General features: G+C 49.6%; 20 protein-coding genes. 8 read left to right on the plus strand and 12 right to left on the minus strand.

What is annotated here, in order from left to right; translation table 11 throughout:
- Window positions 1-8 precede the first annotated feature (8 nt).
- The 6 genes from gshB (at window position 9) to KDN34_RS13910 (ending at window position 6,777) form a co-directional block, all read left to right on the plus strand.
- Entirely contained in the window at window positions 9-956 is a 948-nt protein-coding gene (gene gshB, locus KDN34_RS13885) for a glutathione synthase (RefSeq protein ID WP_212594310.1), read from the plus strand.
- Window positions 957-971: 15 nt separating this feature from the next.
- The gene (locus tag KDN34_RS13890) at window positions 972-2,321 is read left to right on the plus strand and encodes an alkaline phosphatase (protein WP_212596669.1); all 1,350 of its coding nucleotides are present in this window, start codon (window positions 972-974) and stop codon (window positions 2,319-2,321) included.
- A 112-nt stretch (window positions 2,322-2,433) separates the two neighbouring features.
- On the plus strand, window positions 2,434-3,456 hold the full coding sequence (locus tag KDN34_RS13895) for a class I SAM-dependent methyltransferase (RefSeq protein WP_212594311.1): 1,023 nt from the start codon (window positions 2,434-2,436) through the stop codon (window positions 3,454-3,456).
- 146 nt (window positions 3,457-3,602) lie between these two features.
- Window positions 3,603-5,273, plus strand: coding sequence for a DUF342 domain-containing protein (locus KDN34_RS13900; protein ID WP_212594312.1), 1,671 nt, complete (start codon window positions 3,603-3,605; stop codon window positions 5,271-5,273).
- A complete protein-coding gene (locus KDN34_RS13905; protein WP_212594313.1) occupies window positions 5,251-5,625 on the plus strand; it encodes a DUF4144 family protein in 375 nt (124 codons plus the stop codon). Before KDN34_RS13900 ends, KDN34_RS13905 begins: the two co-directional genes overlap by 23 nt.
- 66 nt (window positions 5,626-5,691) lie before the next feature.
- Window positions 5,692-6,777, plus strand: coding sequence for a site-2 protease family protein (locus tag KDN34_RS13910; RefSeq protein ID WP_212594314.1), 1,086 nt, complete (start codon window positions 5,692-5,694; stop codon window positions 6,775-6,777).
- A gap of 47 nt (window positions 6,778-6,824) precedes the next feature.
- Here the strand turns inward: KDN34_RS13910 and KDN34_RS13915 are convergent, their stop codons facing one another.
- Entirely contained in the window at window positions 6,825-7,670 is an 846-nt protein-coding gene (locus tag KDN34_RS13915) for a pirin family protein (protein ID WP_212594315.1), read from the minus strand.
- A gap of 664 nt (window positions 7,671-8,334) precedes the next feature.
- Between KDN34_RS13915 and KDN34_RS13920 the strand changes: the two genes are divergently transcribed.
- Window positions 8,335-9,738, plus strand: a complete 1,404-nt coding sequence (locus KDN34_RS13920; RefSeq protein WP_212594316.1) for an anion permease — start codon at window positions 8,335-8,337, stop codon at window positions 9,736-9,738.
- A gap of 64 nt (window positions 9,739-9,802) precedes the next feature.
- Window positions 9,803-11,311, plus strand: coding sequence for a fumarate hydratase (locus tag KDN34_RS13925; RefSeq protein WP_212594317.1), 1,509 nt, complete (start codon window positions 9,803-9,805; stop codon window positions 11,309-11,311).
- Between the two features lie 204 nt (window positions 11,312-11,515).
- Here the strand turns inward: KDN34_RS13925 and KDN34_RS13930 are convergent, their stop codons facing one another.
- The 11 genes from KDN34_RS13930 to KDN34_RS13980 all read right to left on the minus strand — a co-directional run bounded on the left by KDN34_RS13930 (window position 11,516) and on the right by KDN34_RS13980 (window position 23,790).
- The gene (locus KDN34_RS13930; RefSeq protein WP_212594318.1) at window positions 11,516-11,866 is read right to left on the minus strand and encodes a GlpM family protein; all 351 of its coding nucleotides are present in this window, start codon (window positions 11,864-11,866) and stop codon (window positions 11,516-11,518) included.
- A gap of 448 nt (window positions 11,867-12,314) precedes the next feature.
- Window positions 12,315-12,722 carry a hypothetical protein gene (locus KDN34_RS13935; RefSeq protein WP_212594319.1) on the minus strand — a complete coding sequence of 136 codons (408 nt, stop codon included), beginning with the start codon at window positions 12,720-12,722 and terminating at the stop codon, window positions 12,315-12,317.
- 257 nt (window positions 12,723-12,979) lie between these two features.
- Window positions 12,980-15,442, minus strand: coding sequence for a cation-translocating P-type ATPase (locus KDN34_RS13940; RefSeq protein WP_212594320.1), 2,463 nt, complete (start codon window positions 15,440-15,442; stop codon window positions 12,980-12,982).
- Window positions 15,443-15,747: 305 nt separating this feature from the next.
- On the minus strand, window positions 15,748-16,446 hold the full coding sequence (locus tag KDN34_RS13945; RefSeq protein ID WP_228730350.1) for a response regulator: 699 nt from the start codon (window positions 16,444-16,446) through the stop codon (window positions 15,748-15,750).
- The gene (locus tag KDN34_RS13950) at window positions 16,415-18,079 is read right to left on the minus strand and encodes an ATP-binding protein (protein ID WP_212594321.1); all 1,665 of its coding nucleotides are present in this window, start codon (window positions 18,077-18,079) and stop codon (window positions 16,415-16,417) included. Before KDN34_RS13950 ends, KDN34_RS13945 begins: the two co-directional genes overlap by 32 nt.
- Before the next feature lie 150 nt (window positions 18,080-18,229).
- The gene (gene frdD, locus KDN34_RS13955) at window positions 18,230-18,595 is read right to left on the minus strand and encodes a fumarate reductase subunit FrdD (protein ID WP_212594322.1); all 366 of its coding nucleotides are present in this window, start codon (window positions 18,593-18,595) and stop codon (window positions 18,230-18,232) included.
- A 13-nt stretch (window positions 18,596-18,608) separates the two neighbouring features.
- Window positions 18,609-18,992, minus strand: a complete 384-nt coding sequence (frdC, locus tag KDN34_RS13960) for a fumarate reductase subunit FrdC (protein WP_212594323.1) — start codon at window positions 18,990-18,992, stop codon at window positions 18,609-18,611.
- Window position 18,993: 1 nt separating this feature from the next.
- Window positions 18,994-19,728 (minus strand): succinate dehydrogenase/fumarate reductase iron-sulfur subunit, encoded by a 735-nt coding sequence (locus tag KDN34_RS13965; RefSeq protein WP_212594324.1) that lies wholly within the window; start codon window positions 19,726-19,728, stop codon window positions 18,994-18,996.
- Entirely contained in the window at window positions 19,728-21,503 is a 1,776-nt protein-coding gene (frdA, locus tag KDN34_RS13970) for a fumarate reductase (quinol) flavoprotein subunit (protein ID WP_212594325.1), read from the minus strand. The genes KDN34_RS13965 and frdA overlap by 1 nt, the downstream gene beginning before the upstream one ends.
- A 483-nt stretch (window positions 21,504-21,986) precedes the next feature.
- The gene (locus KDN34_RS13975; protein WP_212594326.1) at window positions 21,987-22,433 is read right to left on the minus strand and encodes an EF-hand domain-containing protein; all 447 of its coding nucleotides are present in this window, start codon (window positions 22,431-22,433) and stop codon (window positions 21,987-21,989) included.
- Window positions 22,434-22,599: 166 nt separating this feature from the next.
- Window positions 22,600-23,790 carry a class I SAM-dependent methyltransferase gene (locus KDN34_RS13980; RefSeq protein ID WP_212596671.1) on the minus strand — a complete coding sequence of 397 codons (1,191 nt, stop codon included), beginning with the start codon at window positions 23,788-23,790 and terminating at the stop codon, window positions 22,600-22,602.
- Between the last annotated feature and the right edge of the window lie 93 nt (window positions 23,791-23,883).

Genomic DNA, 23,883 nt, shown 5'->3' on the forward strand with positions numbered 1-23,883 from the left:
AAAGTAACATGATCAAGCTTGGCATCCTGATGGACCCTATCAAGGACATCAATATCAAGAAAGACACCAGTTTCGCTATGCTTCTGGCAGCACAGAAGCGCGGCTATCAGTTGTATTACATGGAAATGCAGGATCTCGCGATGGAATCCGGGATACCGGTTGCCAGTATGCGCACCGTAGAAGTACGTCAGGATCCCCACAACTGGTACACATTAGGCGACCGTCAGGAACTGCCGTTAAGTGAGCTCGATGTCATTCTGATGCGCAAGGACCCGCCATTTGATACCGAATATATCTATGCCACTTATATGTTGGAACGGGCTGAAGAAGCCGGCGTACTGATCGTTAACAAACCACAAAGCTTGCGGGATGCCAACGAAAAGCTGTTTACGGCTTGGTTCAGTGAATTCACCCCCATCACGCTGGTGACCCGTGACGCAAAACGCATCCGCGAGTTTCATCGCCAACACAGCGATATCATTCTCAAACCGCTGGATGGCATGGGTGGCACGTCCATTTTCCGCGTCAAACAAGATGACCCAAACGTCGGAGTGATCATCGAAACCCTCACGCACTATGGCCACAATTACGCGATGGCGCAGGTGTATATTCCGGAAATTACCAAAGGTGACAAGCGCATTCTGGTGATTGATGGTGAACCGGTGCCGTTCTGTCTTGCTCGAATTCCACAAAAAGGGGAAACCCGCGGCAATCTGGCCGCAGGCGGTGCGGGGGTTGCTCAGCCATTGTCAGATAGTGATTGGAAAATTGCCAAAGCCATTGGTCCGGAACTTAAGAAACGCGGCCTGATTTTCGTCGGTCTGGATGTGATTGGCGATAAGCTCACCGAAATCAACGTCACCAGCCCAACTTGTGTCAGAGAAATTGAAGCGGCATTTGATGTAGATATCACCGGCATGTTAATGGATGCCATTGAACGGCGTGTCAGCCACTAACAGCAAGGATCTATGATGAAGTTTAAGCAACTGTCAGTGTTGGCGCTGGCACTGTTATTACCCTTTGCCACGATGGCCGAGGATATGCTGGCACCGAGCCAGACGCCTTCACGACCGAAAAATATGATCATCATGATTGGTGATGGTATGGGCCCGTCCTACACTACGGCCTATCGTTACTTCAAAGATAATCCAGATACCGAAGAAGTAGAGCAGACTGTATTCGACAGATTGCTGGTCGGTATGGCAAGCACCTATCCCGCCAGAGTCAGTGGTTATGTGACTGATTCTGCTGCTGCGGCTACCGCACTGGCAACAGGTAGTAAGTCATATAATGGGGCGATTTCCGTTGATCTGCAGAAGCAGCCACTGGAAACCATTATGGAGAAAGCGAAGAAGCGCGGTCTCAGTACTGGTGTGGCGGTTACCTGCCAGGTGAACCATGCCACCCCGGCGGCCTTTCTTACCCACAATGAAAGTCGAAAGAACTACGATGAAATTGCCAGCAGTTATATCAATACTGATGCGGATGTGATCCTTGGGGGGGGACAGAAATACTTTACCCCGGCCATGCTGGATGCCTTTAAAACCAAGGGATATCAGGTGTTAAATGATTTCAATCAATTAGCCACTGTTACCCAACCTAAAGTGCTTGGCCTGTTTGCGGACGTGCAACTCCCATGGGTAGTGGATGAACCTGATGCCCATCGTCTCACCGCCATGACCAATAAAGCACTGGAGCTGATGTCACAAAACACGCAAGGCTTTGTGTTGATGATTGAAGGCAGTCAAATTGACTGGGCTGGTCACGATAATGATATCGTTGCGGCTATGGGCGAAATGGACGAATTTGCGCATGCGGTTGAAGCGGTTGAGCAATTTGTCCGAAACCATCCTGATACCCTGATGGTGGTAACTGCCGACCATAACACTGGCGGTCTGTCTATCGGGCGCGATGGGAAATATGCGTGGGATCCTGAGGTGATTCAGGCGGTAAAAGCCAGTCCTGAGACTCTCGCTGCCACCGCAATCGCCAACGATAACTGGCAACAGCCACTGGCTGACGGTTTGGGCTTCGCCTTAACTGATGACCTGCAAGCGCGCTTTGATCATGCCCGCATGCAAGGAAAAGATGTGCTGGCACAAGCACTCAAACATGAGATTGATCTGCGTTCAAATACCGGTTGGACTACCGGTGGTCATACTGGCGTGGATGTGCAGGTGTTTGCGTCTGGCCCAGGCGCCGAGCTGTTCATCGGCAATCAGGATAATACCGATATCGCCAATAAGCTCGCCAGCCTGTTGCCAAAACCCAAAAAATCGACTGCGGCGACAGTGCCGGCCGCGACCCCCGGCAATGGCTAACTGATTTTCCCCCGAAAAGAGCAGCTGCATGGCTGCTCTTTTACACTCACATTCCCTTAGCTCTCCGCCTTTGGCTATAATAGCTGCCTTTAAATTCTATTGGACACGACCAGTGCTCAGTTCACCGTCACAATTATTGCTACGCAACAGCGATTATCTGCAAGGCAACGTACTGTTGCTTAACCATGAGAACGATCTGTGCGCAGTCGAGTTACTCACACATTGTGATGCGGTCACAGCGCTGGCGCTGGACTACAACCATTATCTCGCACTGCAGGCGGGAAGCCTTGCTGGCGTTGTCGGGCATTTTGGCCATCAACTGCCCAAGCCACAGCAATTTGATACGGTTGTTATCTACTATCCCAAAGCGAAAGCACTGATGGCATATCTGCTGGTATTGGCCGCGCAGTATTTGGGTAATGGCGGACAACTGCTGGTGATTGGTGAAAATAAAGGCGGTATCCGCTCGCTTGAAAAACAGACGACATCGTGGTTTGCGCCAGCGGTTAAACGGGATAACGCCCGCCATTGTCTGTTGTATTCTGCAGAGCGTAACAGCACAGTGGCAACCGTCGACCTTAACCAGTTCACCAGCCGTTATACGCTTTCAACAACCAATGGTGAGCTGACCATCTGCAACGTCGCCGGGGTATTCAGCGAAAAGCAGTTAGACCAAGGCACAGAATTATTGCTGCAACATCTGCCGCCGTTGCATGGCCGCGTGCTCGACTTTGGTTGTGGCGCCGGAGTCATTGCCAGCGTTTTGTTACAACTCAACCCGCAGTTACAGTTGGAATGCGTCGATATCAACGCGATGGCGTTGCTGTCATGTCAGCAAACGCTTGACGCCAACGGTTTCAGCGGCAAAGTTTACCCTTCGGATGGACTGGCCCAAGTCAGCGGCGAATTTGACGCCATTATTTCCAATCCGCCGTTTCACGATGGTCTTAACAGTACCACGGATATCGCCACAACTTTTGTCGCCGACAGCTTCCAGCATCTGCAAGCCGGAGGTTTGTGGCAAATCGTTGCCAACCGTCACCTGCCCTATGCTGACACCATTGCGGAATACTTTGGCGAGGTTAAGGTGATTGCAGAAAACAACAAATACAAGGTTTACCGCAACCGGCGTTGAGCAAAAAGTCGTCAGATTGAGACCTCATCGACAGAATTCCAGTCACGTTAGCGGTTTGTTATCAAAAGGGTTCGTCAACCGAAAAACTATTGTTATACTCGGTTCGGATCACCTAAAACTATAACGAACTTACCCCGGATAACATCATGCTGGCGCCAGATCTGCTCCACGTAAGCAGCGACAGTCAGTTCGCTGAATTAAAGATTATTCCTCAAACGCATGGTCCTATCACCGAGGACGCATTGCGACAAGTCCTCAAACTGCCTGAATTCTCTGCCATGATGCCGCTTGAACAGGCGATAAAAATCGCCGTGAAAGACGTCAACAATCTATCGGGAAAAGAAGAAGGTAACCACGAACTGCTGTTTCGCGTAGCAGAACGTCGCGATGGTCAAATATCGATTGAAGTCGCCAAAGATAAAATGCAGGCGATGATGACCATCGTTGCACCGTGGGGAGGCAAAGCCATCACGCTGCCCGATGTATTACAGCAGCTTAAGCAGCAAAATGTTGCGATGGGACTGTCTAAGCAAAAGATTGAAGTGTTACTGCATACCGCTGCGACCTTAAAACCCGGGGAAAGTACCAGTGGGGTTATCGCGGTCGGTAAACCCGTCGTCAACGGCACCCATGCCAAACTCGAACGTAAAGTCCCGCTGGCCAGAGAACGATTACTACAGCCGCAGGAACGGGAAGATGGCACGGTAGATATGCGCAATCTGGGCTCCGTTGTTATGGTGCGGCCCAAAGATCTGCTCATGGTAAAAACGCCCGCCACAGCGGGCATTAACGGCTACAACGTCAATGGCGAGGTGATCCCAGCGAAAGCCGGTAAAGACCTGGAGCTAAAAGCTGGCAATGGTACTGAAATCTCTGCCGATAATCCGAATGTGTTATTAGCCACTAACGCTGGTCAGCCAGTAGAAATCCGCGATGGTATGCAGGTTGACGATGTACTGCAGATCAAAAACGTCGATGTCAGCTATGGTAACGTCGATTTTAAAGGCAGTGTGCTGATCAGCGGTGATGTCTGTGAAGGTATGCAGGTGCGCAGTTCTGGTGACATTACCGTGATGGGTTTTGTCGAATCGGCCAGGTTAGAAGCTGACGGGGATATCACCGTCAGCAAAGGGGTACTTGGCCGCCAGCTGGGGGGTAATGAACTCTCGACCCACTTGCATGCTAAAGGCCAGATTACCGCCCAGTTTGTGCAATATTCTCATCTGGAAAGCCTGGGTGATGTGTTGGTAACCAAGCAGCTGTTGCACAGTCACACCATCACCGATGCCAAGCTTATCGTCAGCGACAGCAGTGGCCGTCGCGGCGATCTCGTCGGTGGTTGGGTAAAGGCAGAACAAGGTATTCAAGCCGTCACCATTGGCGCAACGGCCGATACTAAAACTGAACTCTATTGCGCCATGAAACTTGATGACGTGAAACATCGGCTGAAAGAGTTAGACGACAGTATCCGCCAGTTAGTAGTTGCCAAGCTGGATATGGAATCTCGCCTGCGTAAGCTGCCCCCCAAAGCGGAATGGCAGAATGACTCCGTGATGGTAGAGCAAGTTAAAATGATGCTGGATCAGAAGCACAGCATTGAAGCCGAGCTGACTCAGGAAGAAACTGAGGCTGAGTTGCTGCGTAGCGACAGCGATAGTTACTATCATCGAAACCACATAGAGGTGAAGCGTCGCATGTACGCCAATGTAGAAATTCATGTGGGTAATGCACAGCAGAAAACCCAGCGGGAATATGGTCCTTGCGTCGTTGAAAATGAAGGCGCCGAAATCAATTTTGACTACAACAATCATGGTTGATACCAGTACAGTCGCGGCGCAAATGCCGCGCTGGCCAGCACTAGTGCAACAAAGTGGCGCAGATGAACTGCTATATATCGACAGCCAGCAAGACTGGCAGCAACTATGGCAAAGTGCAGCTTATCTGCTGAATCCTGGAGACAGATTAATCGATAGTGATGGTCTCACTTGGATACTGATGCCAACCGTGACCCAGCCACTGAATATCCTCACCCCTGCCAGCAACATTTCCCTCGACCAATTACAGAAGTTAGTGCAACGTCACGCATTAGTTGAAGGCAACTGTTGTATCAGTAAATTACAGCTCACCTCGATCACTGATGCGATGCAATTCGTCAAATCTCTGACATAGGCTCTTTAGTTCTCTTCGCTCAATGGGCATAATCGCCCTCAACTTACTCGCACGACGGAACGTCACGTGGAATTACTGAATATTGAATGTCTTGGCAAGCCGCTGCGCCTTGAAGGTTCACTGGCTGGCTGGCAACAACTTTACTGGGATAATCAATTAGTCTCACAAAAGGCGGCAGGCACTGACAATGAAGGGTTAAAAGTGCATGTGTTTCAATTAACCCAAACCGGTCAGATTCAGCCACTGGAAATCCGTCTGGAAGCCGATGTCCGCTGGCAACCGTTTATGCTGGACTACCGGTTGTTGATTGATGATAACGTCAGTCTTGAGGGACGCCGCACCGCCAAGGATATGGAACATCAGGCCCCGCCACAACAGGCGACCGCCAGTAAACCCGGCACCTTGGGTCTGCTATCGCTAGCATTTAAACTATTTAAAAGTGCCAAGGTAATTAAAGTGGTGTTGGCCGGAGCCAGTGTCGCGGCCTATTCCTGGTTGTTTTCGTTCCAGTTTGCGTTGGCCCTGGTGTTCTGCCTGATGTTTCACGAATATGGTCATATCCGCGCCATGAAGCATTTTGGTATGAAAACCAAGGGGATCTATCTCATCCCATTCATGGGCGGCTTGGCCTTGACCGACGATAAAATTAATACGCGTTGGCAGGATGTGGTGATTTCGTTAATGGGGCCATTTTTCGGCTTATTGTTGTCATTGCTGGCGCTGGTGACTTATCACGTCACCCATAATCCATTTTTTGCGGCGCTGGCAGGGTTCAATGCATTGCTGAACCTGTTTAACCTGCTCCCGGTATTGCCATTGGATGGTGGCCATACCATCAAAAGCATCAGCTTTTCACAAAACCGTTTTATTGGACTGATCGTCTGCTGTGCCGGCATGGTACTGGGGATCTATCTCAGTTACCGCCTCGGGTTAACCCTGTTGGGTTTCCTGCTGGCAATTGGTGGACTGGAAATCATTATGGAATGGAAGCAACGACTCAATAGCCATCTGATCCCGCTGGATCGCTACGGTCAGGTAGTTGCGACCAGCTGGTATCTGCTCACTGTCGTGGCATTAGTTGGCGTGATCTGGCATCTGGCAGGCAGTGGTGACACTATGCTAAGTCTGCCGTTACACATACTGCAAAGCTAATCAGTCAGAAAAGACCGGCAATTGCCGGTCTTTTCTATCGCGGTTGCTTAAACTATCTCACCAAACTGACCACTTTGGTAATCGTTAATCGCCTGCATAATCTCCGCTTGGGTATTCATCACAAACGGCCCCATCTGCACCACCTTTTCGCCGATAGGATTTCCCGCCAGAAGCAGCATTCCGCAGTCTGCAGTACCCGCCTGTAACTGCAGTGGATACTGCGGATCCAGCAACAACATACTGCCAGCGTTAATGTGGCTGCCACTGGGTAACAGCAACTGTCCCTGATACAGATACAAAGCCACCAGTTTATACTGCGATAACTCGATTTGAGATTGCTTACCTGCAGGTAAGGTCATATCGGCAATGGCCGCATCGGCGGCCAGTCCCATCAGTGGGGCATCCGCGGCCTCATTACCAAACTGCCAATGTCCGGCCAGCAAGTATAGCTGCCCATGACCATCACTCAATGTGGGATGGTCACTGGTGCCAGAATCCTGATACTGTGGATGACGCATCTTGTCTTTGGCAGGCATATTGAGCCATATCTGGAAGCCATGCAGACCATTGTCTGCATCGGCCAACGGCATCTCCGAATGGATCACACCACGGCCGGTACTCATCCATTGCACTTTACCAGCGCGGATCGCCCGCACATTACCCAGTTGATCCCGGTGCTCAAATCCTCCTTTACGGATATAGGTAAACGTTTCCATCCCCCGATGCGGATGTGGCGGAAAGCCACCGATGTAATCTTTGGCATCATCTGAACGGATCTCGTCCAGCATCAAATAGGGATCCAGCGCCAGTCGCTGAAAATCGGCGATGCGCATGATATTCACACCATCGCCATCACGGGTAGGCATTGCACGCAGCTGTTGAATGACTTTCATGGTACGACTCCTGATAACTGTTGTTAGGTATCAGCTTAGCGGCTTAGCAATAGAACGAAAAGCGACAATTAATGCTCAAATTGTTCGATAAAATTGAATTATCTGACCCCTTGGCATTCAAAGCCCCGGTGGAGAAAGCGCGGGCAAATTCTGTAACATCGATTCAACGCTTACTCAGCATGTCGCAATAGATTCACATACAATTAATTTAAATAGATAATATAAATCACAGGGTATAATTCTGTATGGTGATCTCAAATATTCAGTTAACTGGATCATTGTCACAATTTAATAATTCACTTATATTGGAGAAGATTAATATTAATTAAAGATTTTTATAAATATAAAAATTGGTTGGATAGCGAATATCGATATCATCATATAAGCGCTATCGACAAACTTTATCAATAAATTCAACAGATAATTAAAATATCGTTTAATATAATAGAGTTACAATCAAATACTTTATCTTTCATAAGCAATTATAAGTTACAAAACTACGAAAAAAGCAAAAAGCAAACAAAGTTACATATGAATTTCCCTCCCCAATTTTAATTACTGATTCAGTTAATGTTACTTCGCAGCTCAGGTTGTCATACCTGGTAAAAGTTAATTAAACCAAGTTAAACGCAATTATTTCTATTAATTAAAATTGGTGCTTACCATGAATAAAAAAATCATCTCATGGCTGGTAATCCTGGCAGTTGCTGTCGGCATTTGGCTGACTCCTGCACCTGCTAGTGTTGATCCCAAAGCCTGGCATCTGCTGGCGATCTTCGTTGCTACTGTACTGGGTCTGATCCTAGAGCCTATCCCAATGGGTGCAGTGGCAATCTGTGGCATCACCGCAACCGCCGTCACCGGAACCTTGTCCATCAAAGAAGCGATGACTGGCTTCTCTAACACGACTATTTGGCTGATTGTAATGGCGTTCTTTATTTCAAGAGCGTTCATTAAGAGCGGACTTGGGGCCCGCATCGGCTATATCTTTATGCGCCTGATGGGGAAACGAACCTTGACCCTGTCCTATGGTCTGCTGATGACAGATTTTATTCTGGCACCTGCCATTCCATCTAATACCGCACGTACCGGTGGTATCGTATTCCCACTGGCAAACTCTGTCGCAGATGCTTACGGTTCAAAAGCCGAAGAGGGTACCTCTGGTAAACTGGGTAGCTTCCTGATGACTACCGTGTTCCATGGCACCACCATTACTGGTGCGATGTTCCTGACAGGCATGGCGGCTAACCCATTGGCAGCAAAACTCGCAGCCGATATGGGTATTGACATCAGCTGGGGTCAGTGGGCGTTAGCAGCCATCGTTCCCGGTCTTGTTGGTCTGATCCTGATGCCACTGTTCGCGTATATGCTGAACAAACCATCGATCACCGCAACGCCACAAGCGCCACAGATCGCCGCCAAAGCGCTGGCCGATATGGGCAAAATGAAAACTTCTGAGTGGGTCACACTGGGAACTTTCATCGCGTTGATTGGACTGTGGATCGCCGGCCCATCATTTGGCCTGCATGGTACCACTGCCGCCATGATCGGTTTAGCACTGCTGGTAAATGCCAACGTATTAACCTGGGATGACGTACTGAAAGAAAAAGGTGCGTGGAACACTCTGACTTGGTTCTCAGCGCTGGTAATGATGGCCACCTTCCTCAATAAACTGGGGCTAATCAAATGGTTTGGTGGCAGCATTGCCGCTCACCTGACAGGTCTGGATTGGCCGGTAGCACTGCTGGCTCTGGCACTGATTTACTACTACATCCACTATGCTTTCGCTTCATCTACTGCACATGTTGCCGCACTGTATTCAGTATTCCTGGCAGTCGCAGTGCAGATGGGTGCGCCTGGTCTGATGGCTGCCATCATCTTCGGGGTAATCTCCAACCTGATGGGCGGCGTCACTCACTACGGTACTGGCCCTGCCCCGATTCTGTTCGGTGCTGGTCACGTGTCTCTGCCGAAATGGTGGGGTCTGGGCTTCATCATGGGACTGCTGCAACTGGTCATCTGGGCCGTTGTTGGTGGTATCTGGTGGAAAGTAATCGGTCTTTATTAATCACAAGCGGGCGTTACTAAAGAGCTAACGCCCGTATTTCATTGATAACAGCAAAGGGAACGCCATGACTATTATCAAAAAAGCGGACTTCATCGATAGTATCGAAGACGCACTGCAATATATCTCTTACTACCATCCGCTGGATTTCGTCAAAGCTATGGAGAAAGCCTACTACGCGGAAAAGAGCCAGGCTGCTAAAGATGCAATTGCGCAGATCCTGATCAACTCCCGTATGGCGGCCGAAGGCCATCGTCCAATCTGTCAGGATACCGGTATTGTGACCTGTTTCGTGAAGATCGGTATGAATGTCCAGTGGGACAGCGATATGACCGTCCAGGAGATGGTCGATGAAGGCACCAAACGTGCTTATAACAGCACCGTTAACCCACTGCGTCAGTCTGTCGTTGCTGATCCAGCAGGAGCCCGTAAAAACACCAAAACTAACGCACCAGCGGTAGTGCATGTGGAAATGGTTGCGGGCGATAAAGTTGACATCATGATCGCTGCCAAAGGCGGTGGTTCCGAAAACAAAACTAAGATGGTGATGCTGAACCCATCTGATGATATCGCGGCGTGGGTAGAAAAAACCGTACCGCTGATGGGTGCCGGCTGGTGTCCTCCAGGTATGCTGGGTATTGGTATCGGTGGTACTGCCGAAAAAGCAGCACTGATGGCCAAAGAAGCCCTGATGGAACCGGTTGATATTCAGGAACTGCAGGCGAAAGGTGCAGAAACTGCTGAAGAAAAACTGCGTCTGGATATCTTCGATCGCGTGAACAAACTCGGTATCGGTGCTCAGGGTCTGGGCGGTGTTACTACCGTCGTCGACGTGAAAATCAAGACTGCACCAACTCACGCCGCTTCCAAGCCCGTGTGCATCATTCCTAACTGTGCCGCCACTCGTCACGTGCATTTCACCCTGGACGGCAACGGCCCTGCCACACTGACCCCGCCAAAACTGGAAGACTGGCCAGAAGTGACTTGGGAAGTGGGTAACAACGTACGCCGTGTTAACGTTAACGAACTGAAAAAAGAAGATGTTGCTGAATGGAAAGCCGGTGAAACCGTGCTGCTGTCAGGCAAAATCCTCACTGGTCGTGATGCTGCTCATAAACGTATTCAGGACATGCTGGCAAAAGGTGAATCTTTCCCGGTAGATTTCCAGAATCGCTTTATTTACTACGTTGGCCCGGTTGATGCCGTTGGTGATGAAGTGGTTGGCCCAGCTGGCCCAACAACCTCCACCCGCATGGACAAGTTCTCTGACATGATGCTGGAACAGGCTGGCCTGATGGGCATGATCGGTAAAGCTGAACGTGGTCCAGCAACTGTAGCGTCTATCAAGAAAAACAAAGCCGTATATCTGATGGCCGTCGGTGGTGCTGCATATCTAGTAGCGAAAGCTATCAAAGCTGCACGTACCGTCGCTTTTGCTGACCTGGGTATGGAAGCTATCTACGAATTTGATGTCGAAGATATGCCAGTCACCGTAGCCGTGGACAGTGAAGGTAACAACGTCCATCAAACCGGTCCAGAAATCTGGAAAATCAAAATTGCTGAAATGAATGCCTAATAAGGTCTTCATCCGCCGTAATTTTTTGTGTTCCTTGTAATCGGCGATTAGCAATAAAGATGGCTTGTAATGGAATTCAAGCCATCTTTTTTATCGTTAATGCCGACGCATAGACATTAGTGCAACCCGCCAGTTGCCACCGCCTTTTCCTCGCCGCCAAAGCGGCATCCGCTATCCCGACCTTACTGACAAAAATCACAGTCATTAGCTCAGCGCGGGATAAAACCTTGTCCAGAAAATCAATAAGATAAAGGCAAAAATTAGCCAAACTAGCGTTGCCAACGACAGTGTTCCGGTCAAACTGAATTTATAACTGAATTGGTATACCGCGACCAAATAAGCGGCATACGGGATCAATGAATACAGGCCGAATAACGCGGTGACTCTCAGATCGGCCATGGTTCTTGCCGAACCCACAATGTAGTGCGCAATCAAGGCAAAGGTCGGAAACAGCGGCACCAATCCTGAAATAAAAAAGTTTTTGCTTTTTGAAAGCAAGGCGATCAGCAATACCGCCAACGCGCCAAGTAAACATTTAAAAAACAACGCAATCATCGTGATAGATCCCTACTTAGGCGTGAATGCTAACCACATTAGTTTAAGGTAGTGTTGTGGCTTAACCTGTGCCGAGTTACCCACGCAAAATGTTCGCCAGATAAAAAGTATAAAGTTAACAGCATCAATAGCTTGCGTCATCATATAACAACTGAGCCGGTGAGGTTATCGCGCAATCGATTAAACATCAGCCAATAAATAGCTGACAAACAAAGTGTTACTCGTCTACCGTAATGCCACGATTGACTACGCCCTTGCAACAGTGTGATTGTCAGATATTGAGATTTCCTCGGATAGTCCTTAGCTGAACCCAAGCGGCAGCTGATAGCATTTGGCAAAGTAACTTATGCTATGGGCTTAATAAACGAGCGGCTTCAGCTAGCGATAGATGTTGCTCCTCAGGCGCTTGTGGTCAGGCGTCTGAGGAGACAGTTACTGCATATTTGAGTTAATGGGAAAAGTGTTGCTTTACCTTAGCGACCACTTGCGGGGCGGTCATCTTGTCAGCAGTCTCCATCGCGACCTCAGCGGCAGATTTCTGCCCTTTTTTCTGCAGGTAGGTTTTAAATTCACCTTTCGCTTCGCCGGGTCCCATGACAAATACTGAATCGACCTCCTGGATTGCTTTGCATACCTCATCGTAGTAATGGCTTAAATGCTGTTGGTATTTACGTTCCATTTTGTCTTCCGCGATAACATCCTGAGGACCATAAGGTGTGGCTGAACGAGACCCGCGAACACCTCTAAGATGCATATCGAGATTTGATTCGATCGTTTGTGTGGACACATCGTCATTAGCAAGAAATACAATAAGTGCTTGTTTGTGATCTATCCATAACCCTGCTTTATTAGTCATCAGAAGTTACCTCTCACAATAGCGTTAGAGACACACTGCGACGCCAGTGGACGCCTGACATCATCTGCCGTTGAGGGTGTGCCTCTTGGAAATGTTGTTACCGCTTTTATCACCATGCCGGCAGCCAAACTGACGTTTTTTTGTACATCGCTGAACTACTTTTTAAGTATAGATAGCCGCGAGAAGAGATGAAAAATTGCGCTGTCACTTCACACTAAAACCACTGTCTTGCAGCTGACAACTTGGCCGTTACTACCTTAACTAGGCGTTTTTAACTCTTTGATAAATGGCAAAAGTGCCGCCATTAACCCACCGGCTAATGCAATTAACCAATCATCCAGATGTAATGGCGACAAATGTAACAGCGCAGCAAGTGGAGGTAACTGGATGAGTAACACACTGCTAAGCATATTCAGCAGCACAATCACCTTCGCGGTAACTGTACGCAATCGACTCAGCGCTATCGTGATCCCCGTACTGGCGCTGGTTAATACCACCAATGCCATGGCTCTGGCATGCGCCACATCCTGCAATACGCCGAAGCTGCGAATATAGGCAAATGTAATGAGTAGCGTAACCAGCATGCCGCTGATAACAATGAGCAGCCATTGGCGCCAGGAGAAAAATTGTGCCGGAGCATCGGGTCGCGTTTGGCGTAAATCTGCCGTGACCGCACTATTTTGAAATACCAACAACGCCGTCGGATGAATCAGCATCTCCAGCCACACGATATGAATGGGTAAGTACAACATTGGATAGTCAAGGAACGGGATAAGTGCAGCGGTGACTACCAACGGAATATGGATCAATAACAAGTACTCAAAACTGAGTCGCAAATTGCTGAAAAGCTGGCGCCCCTCAGCAATCGCCTGCACGATACTGCGAAAGTTGTCATCCAGCAAAATAATGGCGGCGGCCTCGTGGGCGCTGCGTGTACCACGCGCGCCCATAGCGATGCCGATATCTGCAGACTGGATTGCCGGTACATCATTGATGCCATCCCCCGTTACCGCCACGATCTCCCCCCGCTGTTTGAGGCTGCGCACCAACGCAAGCTTTTGTGCCGGAATAGCTCGCGCAATAACATCAACGGCATCAAGCGCTGTCGTGTCACCTTGCGCTAACTGAGTTGCCAGCGTCTCACCCTCCATCACTCGAGGGTACCCCTGATGCAGACCGATTTCCTTGGCAATGGCCGTGGCAGTAATCGGGTGATCGCCGGTTACCATAATCACGCGAATGCCAGCCCGCTGGCAGGTATCTACCGCCGACCTTACCCCTTCACGTAATGGGTCTTCAAAAGCCAGTAATCCGGCAATACGAAACTGCTGTTCCGGTTCGACATCGAACTCGGTTGCAGCATCGAGCTCTCGCCAGGCGCAGGCAATCACTTTATGACCGGCACTTGCCAGCTGGTCTACCTGCTGCTGCCAATAATGCAATTCGTCATCGGCAAGCTGACATTGCGCGAGAATCGTCTCTGGTGCTCCTTTAACCGCAACCAGGTGTTGCTGCGATTCCAGCACTACCGCAGTCTCACGTTTACGGTCTTCGGTAAACGGAAAAGTATTGAGGATGGTGTGAGGAACAGCTGTTGCAATGGCAAGGATGGCTTGATCCATTGGATCACCGGTATCCGGGCGCGATGCATAGGCCGCAATCGTCAGCAGCCGCTGCCCATCTACACCAGTTGCAGTCAACTGATGGGTCAACTGCAACCGCCCCTCGGTCAAGGTTCCGGTTTTGTCAGTACAGATGCAGGAAACCCGGCCAATATTCTCCACAACCACCGCACGTTTCACCAGTGCCTGACGCTGCGCCAGGCGATAGACCCCAACCCCAAGAAAGAAGGTCAGTACCACCGGAAACTCTTCTGGTAACGCGGCCACAGCCAGAGTCAGGCCACTCAACAATGCGTCGATAATGTCATGCCCCTGATACAGTCGAGTGATAGCGAGAAGCACGCAGATAATGCTGGCGATAATCAACAGTCGCTTAACTAACCTGGACACCGCCTGCTGCAGTGGCGTAAGCGTATGGCTTCCGTGGATGACTGACTGGATAATCTCGCCATAAACCGTCGTTTTCCCGGTGCGGGTCACCATCATTCGGGCACTGCCGGTCAGCGTATTGGTGCCAGCAAACCCCCAATGCTGTTCCGCGATCCGTGCGGAGGGTTGCAACTGCAACGAAGTTTCCAACGCCTGTTTACGAATGGGAAAAGCCTCTCCGGTGAGGGTTGATTCATCCACCTGAAAAGCCTGCACTGAGACAAATACGCCATCAGCAGGAATGGTGTCGCCCGGGGCCAACAGCACAATATCGCCAGGCACCAGTTCAATGGTATTGAGAGACTGTTCCTTGCCGTTGCGCAGCACTCGTGCTTGTGATGCCAGACGCCGACCGAGACTCTCCGTTGACGCCTGCGTGCGGCGATGCAGGTAGGCATCCATTCCTAGAAATGGAATAAGAGCCATTAACAGAATCACCGCTTCGGTATATTGCTGAGTGAATGCAAACAGGATACTGGTCACCAGTAAGAACCACAGCATCGGATCTTTCAGGGTATCCATAATCAATGCGCGCCAACTGCCTTGATGGCGCTCGGCAATCAGATTCCGGCCATAGCGGGCCTGTCGCTGTGAGACTTCAGCGTCGTTTAAACCTTGAGCGGAGTGCTCCAGGTCGTGAATACGATCGCTTGATAACGTACGTGGCATGGCAGCAATAGTGACACCCAAAACCAATCTGAATTCGCATCGATATATGCCTGATAAAGTATAACGTAACAGCGTAAGGCGGTTGCATTATCCGCTGCTACCACCACGGAGTTTGGCACCAGACGAATGTCGCGATGTTGGGCAGTATTAGCGGAAGTTTGTCAGCATTGAGGCTTAAATTACAGAACAGTGTATGGCAAGCGCGCGGCTTGCCTAACCGGATAGCCCCCCATTCACGGCGGTTAATGCGGGGCAACAAAAACCCCGCAGTAATGCGGGGCTCTATGCGTTATTTTAACAGATGATTAATCCAGCAGATTAATATCGGTCAGTTGATACAGTCGCCGCGGGCGACCGCCGGTCTTGTAATTGAGGACCATTTTCACCACGCCTTCCGATTCCAGATATTCCAGATAACGGCGCACAGTGATACGGCTGACATTCATACGCTCGCTCATATCGTCCACCGAAAAATCGGTCAGCTTTTCATCTTTGAGGATCTTTTTCAGCGTATCGAGGGTGGTCGCATCAATGCCTTTGGGTGTGCGCCGCACAGGTGTCGGACTACGCTTACCCAGGATCTGATCAATTGCCCCCTGATCTACCGTTTCATGGGTTGCCAGTTTTTGCCGGTATAATTTGTAGTCATCCAGCGCCTGCCGTACCCGTGACATCCGCAGCGGTTTTACCAGATAATCACTGATCCCCAGTTGTACGGCCTGTTCCACCGTGGTGGCATCACGTTCAGCAGTGGTCATGATAAAATAACAGTTGGCACCATCGTGACGCAGCTTCTGGATCACATCAATACCGTTACCATCGGGCAAAGTGATATCCACAAATACCAATTGTGGCTTGTACAATTCGTAATGCATCAGCGCGTCGGCATAGGTTTCGCTTACAGCTACCACCTCAAAGTCCGAGTGCTGGTTAATGGTCGATTCCAGGGCGTAACTAGCCCTAGGATCATCCTCAATAATCATGGTAGTGACTTTCTGATTCATAGCGCTTGATTTCGCTCTTATCTAGATAGATGGAGAATAGAGTGGTGTTATCTTCAGTGCGTTCCCAGTCAATACTGCCCCGGAACTGTTTCACCAATTCATTGACCAGATACAGCCCCACTCCCGTCTGTTCCTGCTCTTTTTTGCTGGTAACACCATAATCGAGAATATTATCAGCGAGTTCCGATGCGATGCCGGCACCAGTATCCTGTACTTCTAGAATAACATGTTGGCTGCGATCGCTGACATAAACATGTACCAATGGGGTGACATTTTGCCGATTATTCCAGGCGGCCAGAATCGCATTATCAATCAGATTACCCAGTATGGTTGCCAACTTTTCTGACACTAACTTACTGTAATCTTGCAGGATATTATCCTCGTCGAGTTCATATTTAATGCCCATCTCTGCGGCTTTGTTGTATTTGGCAAGCAGCAGCGATGCCACCAGACTGTTCTGAATGGAGCGCACCAAATTGCCAATAATATGCTGATGGCCTTTGCTCTCGCGATCAATAAACTCTATGGCCTCATCATAATGTTTAAGTTGCAACATACCAGATAATACATTGAGTTTATTCGAATATTCATGTGTTTTACTACGCAAAAGTTCGGCATAGTTTTTGTAATAAATCAGCTCTTTGCGGAGATCGTTGAGCTCCATGTCGGCCAGGAAAAAGATCACATAGCCGTGCTGTTCCTGAGCCGCTTGTAGTGGATAGATACACACCCGGTAATCCAGTTTGCCCAGACGTAAATTGCCGGAATAAGCCTGTCCATGACCCGCGCGGGCAATTTTGTCTAACGCCGAAGAGAAACGCGATAGCGGCTGACCGATATAATCCTGTTTTCCCATGCCGCCCATGGCCAGAATTTTGGTAGCCATGTCATTGATAGCCGTAATCAAAAACGCATTATCGACCGAAACAATCGGATCGCGGATAGCGTTGAAAATGCGGTCATGTTCCATCAAACGATTGACCACTAATTCCGGTTCCAGATCCTGCATGGTGCGTTTCAATTTAGACAGCACCACAATGATCAACACTACCGTGACCACCAGCACCAGCAACACTAATAGCAGCAGATGGGCATGACGCTCGATAAACAGATGACTGACTTCACCTTTAAGAATGCCGACACATACGGCACCAATCACTTCGCCGTTCACTTTTACCGGTGCAAAACTGCGAATCGCCATTCCTAGCGAACCAACGGCGTAGGTACTGTGTTTAATCCCTTGTTTGAGCACTGGCTGGATATCATCACCGACAAATTTTTTGCCGACTTTTTCAGCCACCGGATGACTCAGGCGAATCGCGTCCTTGTTAACCACCACGATAAAGGACACTTCCGTTTCTGCCCGCAGATTTTCAATATAGGAACGAATCGAAACACCCGACTCACGGTTAGCACGTTCTACCGCCTCGATCACCACCGGGTCCCGCGCCAGAATGCTCGCCATTTCCAAACCGCGCTGCTGTAAACTCTCGTCATGAGTCGACTTCAACAGCTGGAACACCATGATGGCCATGATGGTGATGATCCACGCCATCGCCAGCAACATACTGGTGATGAAGTGCTTCTTGAAATTCATCGGTTTGCGAACATGAAAACGCGGGATTACAGCCATAAATCATCCTGTTGGGTCTGAAACTAGCCGTATAGCAGCTATCGGTGTAAGCATAATTGATGTGCCAGGTTTTATAAACAAACAAGGGTGCCGCGGTGGCGAAATGTATCATCTCGCCGCCTTGGCACCCTCATCAGCTTGGGAAAGTAATTACGCTAGCATTAACACCCAAACTACCGCCAAAAGAGTTACCAGGGCAGCCACGACATAACAGGCATATTTACCTACTGCACCGACATGAACTTGCAAATCATGCAAGCCATGATGTACACGGTGCATTGCATGCCACATAGGCAATGACAATGTCAGTACCGTAAAAATCGCGCCAACAGGAGAACTCACAAAGCTGACTAAACTGTCATAACTCAGGTCGACAATACCCAGGCCATGCAGTGGCAACAAAATGCCCATCAGCAATACCGTTACTGGGGTCAGGATCGCAAACCAAGTACCACCAGCGCCAAACAGGCCCCACCAGATCGGTTCATCAGAACGTTTAGGAGCATAATTCATCATAATCTTGTTCCTCTTATACCAGAGCCAGAATGGCTGCAGAAACCACCAGCACCAACACCCATTGCACCGCAACGACAGTACCATCGGAGACTTTCTTGTCGCCCACTTTGATGGGCATGACCTTTGGCATCATGCTGAAGAAAGTCTTGGCATGATATAAAGCCCCCAACATTGCCAGCACGTTGATCACCAACATTACCGGGTTAGCACAGAATGCAATCCAGGCGTCAAAAGCTTCACGGCCTGATACCAGCGCATACAAGCCATAAGTCAGGCTCAGCGTAAAGATAATCAGAGGCACAATGGTCAGTTCACGCACCATATACCAGCTGAAAAAGTTATTTTCGGCAAACCAGGTGCGATGGATCGGCCGGACATAAGGTTTACGGTTTTGCATGTTAAGCCTCCTGTGGTCTCAGCATGGCAATCAGGAAGTCCTTAGAGGACTCTACCTTGCTCTGGTTTACGGCTGCGGCCGGGTCAACGTGTTTTGGACAAACTTCGGAACAATAGCCCACAAAGGTACAACCCCAGGCACCGTCTTTACCGTTTATCAGCTTCATACGCTCAGCTTTACCGTGGTCACGGCTGTCCAGGTTATAACGGCGAGCCAGCGTCAAGGCAGCAGGGCCGATAAACTCTGGGTTCAGACCAAATTGAGGACAAGCGGCATAACACAGGCCACAGTTGATACAACCCGCAAACTGCTTGTACTTAGCCATCTGCGCAGGTGTTTGCAGGTTAGGGCCGTCTTCTGGCTTACGATCATTGCCAATAATGTAAGGCTTAATCGCTTCCAGACGTTCGAGGAACGGGGATTTATCAACCACCAGATCTTTCTCGATAGCAAAGTTTGCCAGTGGTTCCAACGTCAAACCTTCTGGATAATCACGCAGGAAGGTCTTACAGGCCAGTTTCGGCACATTGTTGACCATCACACCGCAAGAACCACAGATCGCCATGCGGCAAGACCAGCGGTAAGACAAGGATTTATCCAGATTGTCTTTGATGTAAGCCAGCGCATCCTGTACGGAAGTGGTATCGTTGGCCGGTACCTTGAAGGTTTCCAGGTATGGCTCTTCATCTTTCGCTGGATCGTAGCGAAGGACGTTAACTGTCTGCAGCTTATCCATTACGCTTTCTCCTGTTGTTTAGCGGCATCACCATACAGGCGTGCTTTAGGTTGAGACTTGGTGATTTTCACATCGCCATATTTAATGGCGGGCACTTTGCTGTCCTGGTAGAACGCCAGTGAATGTTTCAGGAAATCCTGGTCATTACGTTCAGTGCAACCGGCGTCGAGACGCTGATGCGCACCGCGAGATTCACGACGTTGAATAGCGGAATGGGCCATCGCCGTTGCGACATCCAGACCAAAGCCAACTTCAATGGCGTACAGCAGATCGGTGTTGAACACCTTGCTCTTGTCTGTCACCTGAATGCACTTATAGCGTTCATGCAGCTCGGCCAGCTTGTCGACGGTGGCTTGCATACCGGCTTCATCGCGGTAGATACCACAGCCCGCTTCCATGCTCTTACACATTTCAGTGCGGATATCTGACCAGTTTTCAGTACCTTTCTGCTCGAGCAAGGCGTTAACACGCGCTTCAGCCGCTTCAGCCTGTTGTTCAATGGCATGGAAATCCCAGCCCTGGAACTCGGCGGCGCGCTGTGCGGCAGTTTCACCCGCCAGACGACCAAAGACCACCAGCTCAGCCAGTGAGTTAGAACCCAGACGGTTCGCACCGTGCAGACCCACGGAGGAACACTCCCCTACGGCAAACAGACCTTTGATGCTAGTTTCAGTTTTGCCATCAGTTTCCAGACCGCCCATGGTGTAGTGCGCAGTAGGACGAATTGGGATAGGTTCTTTAACCGGGTCAACGTTCACATAGGCCTTGGCCAGTTCACAGATGAAGGGCAGACGTTCTTTGAGGTAATCAGCGCCCAGATGACGCAGATCCAGGTGGACTACATCACCCAGCGGATGCTTGATGGTGTTGCCTTTCTGCTGTTCATGCCAGAACGCCTGAGAAACCTTGTCACGAGGACCCAGTTCCATATATTTGTTTTTCGGATGACCGACAGGTGTTTCCGGGCCGAGGCCGTAATCCTGCAAGTAACGGTAGCCATTCTTGTTGACCATGATACCGCCTTCACCGCGGCAACCTTCGGTCATCAGAATACCGGTGCCTGGCAGACCTGTCGGGTGGTATTGCACAAACTCCATATCCCGCAGCGCTACGCCGTGACGATAAGCAATGGCCATACCGTCACCAGTCACGATGCCGCCGTTGGTATTGAAGTGATAAACACGACCCGCACCACCGGTTGCCAGGATCACAGATTTCGCTTTGAAGCACACCAGTTCGCCTTCGGCGATAGACAGGGCGATGACCCCTTGCACTTCATTGTTAACAACGACCAGATCCAGCACGAAGTATTCGTCATAACGGACGATACTCTGGTACTTCATAGAGGTCTGGAACAGGGTGTGCAGCATATGGAAACCGGTTTTATCGGCAGCGAACCAGGTACGCTCGATTTTCATCCCACCGAAACGGCGAACGTTTACTTCACCGTTAGGTTTACGGCTCCATGGGCAGCCCCACAGTTCCAATTGGGTCATTTCGCGGGTAGCATTTTCGACGAAATACTCCACCACGTCCTGTTCACACAACCAGTCGCCACCAGACACTGTGTCATTGAAGTGGTTATCAAGACTGTCTTCTTCTTTGATAACTGCGGCAGAACCGCCTTCAGCTGCGACAGTGTGAGAACGCATTGGGTAAACTTTAGATATCAGTGCGATATTCAGTTCAGGGTTGGCTTCTGCCGCGGCAATTGCTGCACGAAGACCGGCACCACCCGCTCCGACAACCGCCACATCAGTGGTTATAGTTTTCAAAATCACCCCTCCAGCAGGAATTAAAAATCTGTGCGTCAAAGCGGCTGTTCAATTAGCCGTATTGCCGATGTTTATTCAGGTAGTTCCCAGTTAAATTGCTGTCCTGATTAAATTCGAGGTGAGTATAACAACGGCTAAAAATAGGAAAGTGGGGGTAGATTCAATCGAAACTAAGAAGCACTTTTGTAACTTATAGAACCTTTAACAACATATTTAATATCTATAAATAACAGCCACTTAATAGTATTCGTTTAGTTTTTCATGCGCTTATAAAATGGTATGTGACCTTTATCAAATAATTCCAGATGAGTAATTTTCACGGTTCGGCGCGATGACATTTTTAATTAAGCGCTAGCGCTGTTAGTTTCAGGTAAACATTAATTAAAATTTAAAAAAAAACGGCGCTAATCAGCGCCGCAAAATTCACGAGGAATATCTCAGGTATATCAAATAACTCGGGTTTACAAATAAACAGGGGTAACGCTAATCGCGTCTTGGCGGAGGCATCCGCAACTCATCTTCCGTAAGAGTACCGCTACTGTCCTTATCCAGTTTGTCAAACATCTGCGACAAAAACGGGTCATTAGCCGCTTCGCTTTTGGAAATCACGCCATCACCATTTGTGTCAAGACTGGCAAATGAGGGTGGTTGTCCATGACCACCTTGCCCATGAGCGCCACTATGACCATCCTGCCCCGGCATTTTCACTTCATCTTGACTCAAGGTACCACTGCCATCTTTATCCAGCTCATCAAAACGCTGAGATAGAAATGGGTCACTGCTGACTTCGTCACGACTTAACACGCCATCGCCGTTGCTATCCAGCTCGGAGAATGATTTGGGTTGCGATGGCTGACCTGACGGCATTTCAGCTTGCGCTGAAGCGACCAATCCCAAAGTACCCGCCAGCACCAGATAATGAATTTTCATGTATGATTCTCATGTTTGAAAAACTGGAAACATCATACCTTGCCACCACGTCAGCCACTGTCAGCTTGTTAAAATCCCAGTAAAACTGCCCGTGAGTCTTGTTGAGCTTGTGAATGAAAAGAAAAAAGGCAGCTACATAGCTGCCTCTACTTTACTGTGTGGGGGGTTACCAAACGGTTGCGACCAGGCCCTTAAGATAAAAACCTTCCGGGAAAGCAGCGGCAATCGGGTGGTCGCCCGCCTGACTCAGACGTTCAATAAACTGGGCCTCACGTTTAGCGTCTAGCGCGGCGTCTGCCACAATTTTCTGGAAGAGATCGGCAGGCATCAGACCTGAACAAGAGAATGTCAGCAAAGTGCCGCCGGGGACCAGCAGCTGCATTGCCAACATATTAATATCTTTATAGCCTCGGCAGGCGCCAGGCAGTTGTGCTTTATTGTCAGCAAATTTGGGCGGATCCAGCACGATCACATCAAACTTCCGACCTTCATCCCGGTATTGTCGCAACAGCTTGAACACATCCGCTTCGGTATACGTTACCTGGCTGTCATCAAGCTCATTGAGCGCCATATTGGCTTTTGCCGTTTCCAGTGCCAGAGCCGAGACATCGACGTTTTCGATCGTAGCAGCACCACCTTTAGCAGCATAAACCCCGAAGGTGCCGGTATAGCAGAAACAGTTGAGCACCGACTTACCTTTGACATAACGCGCTGCCACTGCACGGTTATCCCGTTGGTCCAGATAAAATCCGGTTTTATGGCCGGTAATGACATCGACCGCAATCTTGACACCATTCTCTTCGATAATGACCGGCATCATTGGCAAGGTGCCATGCAGTAATCCAGTGGTGGGCGCTAATCCCTCTTTTTTACGGGAATCCACATCAGAGCGCTCATAGATAGCGCAGTCAGGATAGAGTTCCGCCAGCACAGAGACCAGGGTCTCACGCCAGTAATCAGCACCAGCAGATAACAGCTGACACACCAAAACATTGGCATAACGATCTATGGTAATGCCTGGCAAGCCATCAGATTCCGCCGCAATCAAGCGATAGCCGGTCAGTCCATGGCTAGCGATCAATGCATCACGGCCCAGCTGTGCACGCTGGATCCGCCGTAGGAAAAACGCACGGTCGATCTCTTCATCCCGATCAAAGCTCCAGATACGCACCTGGATCTGTGATTCCGGCGACCAGGCACCGCGGCCGAGCCAACGGCCATCATGCGCCACCACGTCAACGGTAGCCCCCATTAGCGGCTTGCCTTTGATGTTGTGAATACCACTGGAGAAAATCCAGGGATGATGGCGATCAAGCGATTTCTCGCGTCCCGGTTTAAGTTTGATCCTGTCCACTATGCGTTGCCCTTTGGCTGTGAATACAATGCGGCACGGCTATTGATAAGGGTTATATCAATGCGGCCGCCAGATGGCGCGCATCATACCTTAATT

This window comes from Shewanella yunxiaonensis (genome assembly GCF_018223345.1).
In the GTDB taxonomy this organism is placed as follows: domain Bacteria; phylum Pseudomonadota; class Gammaproteobacteria; order Enterobacterales; family Shewanellaceae; genus Shewanella; species Shewanella yunxiaonensis.

What these genes read in the sequence shown, in the direction of transcription:
- KDN34_RS13940 (WP_212594320.1), bottom strand. Translation starts at nt 15,442, where the DNA reads ATGCCACGTACGTTATCAAGCGATCGTATTCACGACCTGGAGCACTCC.
- KDN34_RS13965 (WP_212594324.1), bottom strand. Translation starts at nt 19,728, where the DNA reads ATGGATAAGCTGCAGACAGTTAACGTCCTTCGCTACGATCCAGCGAAA.
- KDN34_RS13925 (WP_212594317.1), top strand. Translation starts at nt 9,803, where the DNA reads ATGACTATTATCAAAAAAGCGGACTTCATCGATAGTATCGAAGACGCA.
- KDN34_RS13900 (WP_212594312.1), top strand. Translation starts at nt 3,603, where the DNA reads ATGCTGGCGCCAGATCTGCTCCACGTAAGCAGCGACAGTCAGTTCGCT.
- frdD (WP_212594322.1), bottom strand. Translation starts at nt 18,595, where the DNA reads ATGATGAATTATGCTCCTAAACGTTCTGATGAACCGATCTGGTGGGGC.
- KDN34_RS13890 (WP_212596669.1), top strand. Translation starts at nt 972, where the DNA reads ATGAAGTTTAAGCAACTGTCAGTGTTGGCGCTGGCACTGTTATTACCC.
- frdC (WP_212594323.1), bottom strand. Translation starts at nt 18,992, where the DNA reads ATGCAAAACCGTAAACCTTATGTCCGGCCGATCCATCGCACCTGGTTT.
- KDN34_RS13920 (WP_212594316.1), top strand. Translation starts at nt 8,335, where the DNA reads ATGAATAAAAAAATCATCTCATGGCTGGTAATCCTGGCAGTTGCTGTC.
- KDN34_RS13945 (WP_228730350.1), bottom strand. Translation starts at nt 16,446, where the DNA reads ATGAATCAGAAAGTCACTACCATGATTATTGAGGATGATCCTAGGGCT.
- KDN34_RS13935 (WP_212594319.1), bottom strand. Translation starts at nt 12,722, where the DNA reads ATGACTAATAAAGCAGGGTTATGGATAGATCACAAACAAGCACTTATT.
- KDN34_RS13930 (WP_212594318.1), bottom strand. Translation starts at nt 11,866, where the DNA reads ATGATTGCGTTGTTTTTTAAATGTTTACTTGGCGCGTTGGCGGTATTG.
- KDN34_RS13975 (WP_212594326.1), bottom strand. Translation starts at nt 22,433, where the DNA reads ATGAAAATTCATTATCTGGTGCTGGCGGGTACTTTGGGATTGGTCGCT.
- gshB (WP_212594310.1), top strand. Translation starts at nt 9, where the DNA reads ATGATCAAGCTTGGCATCCTGATGGACCCTATCAAGGACATCAATATC.
- KDN34_RS13950 (WP_212594321.1), bottom strand. Translation starts at nt 18,079, where the DNA reads ATGGCTGTAATCCCGCGTTTTCATGTTCGCAAACCGATGAATTTCAAG.
- KDN34_RS13915 (WP_212594315.1), bottom strand. Translation starts at nt 7,670, where the DNA reads ATGAAAGTCATTCAACAGCTGCGTGCAATGCCTACCCGTGATGGCGAT.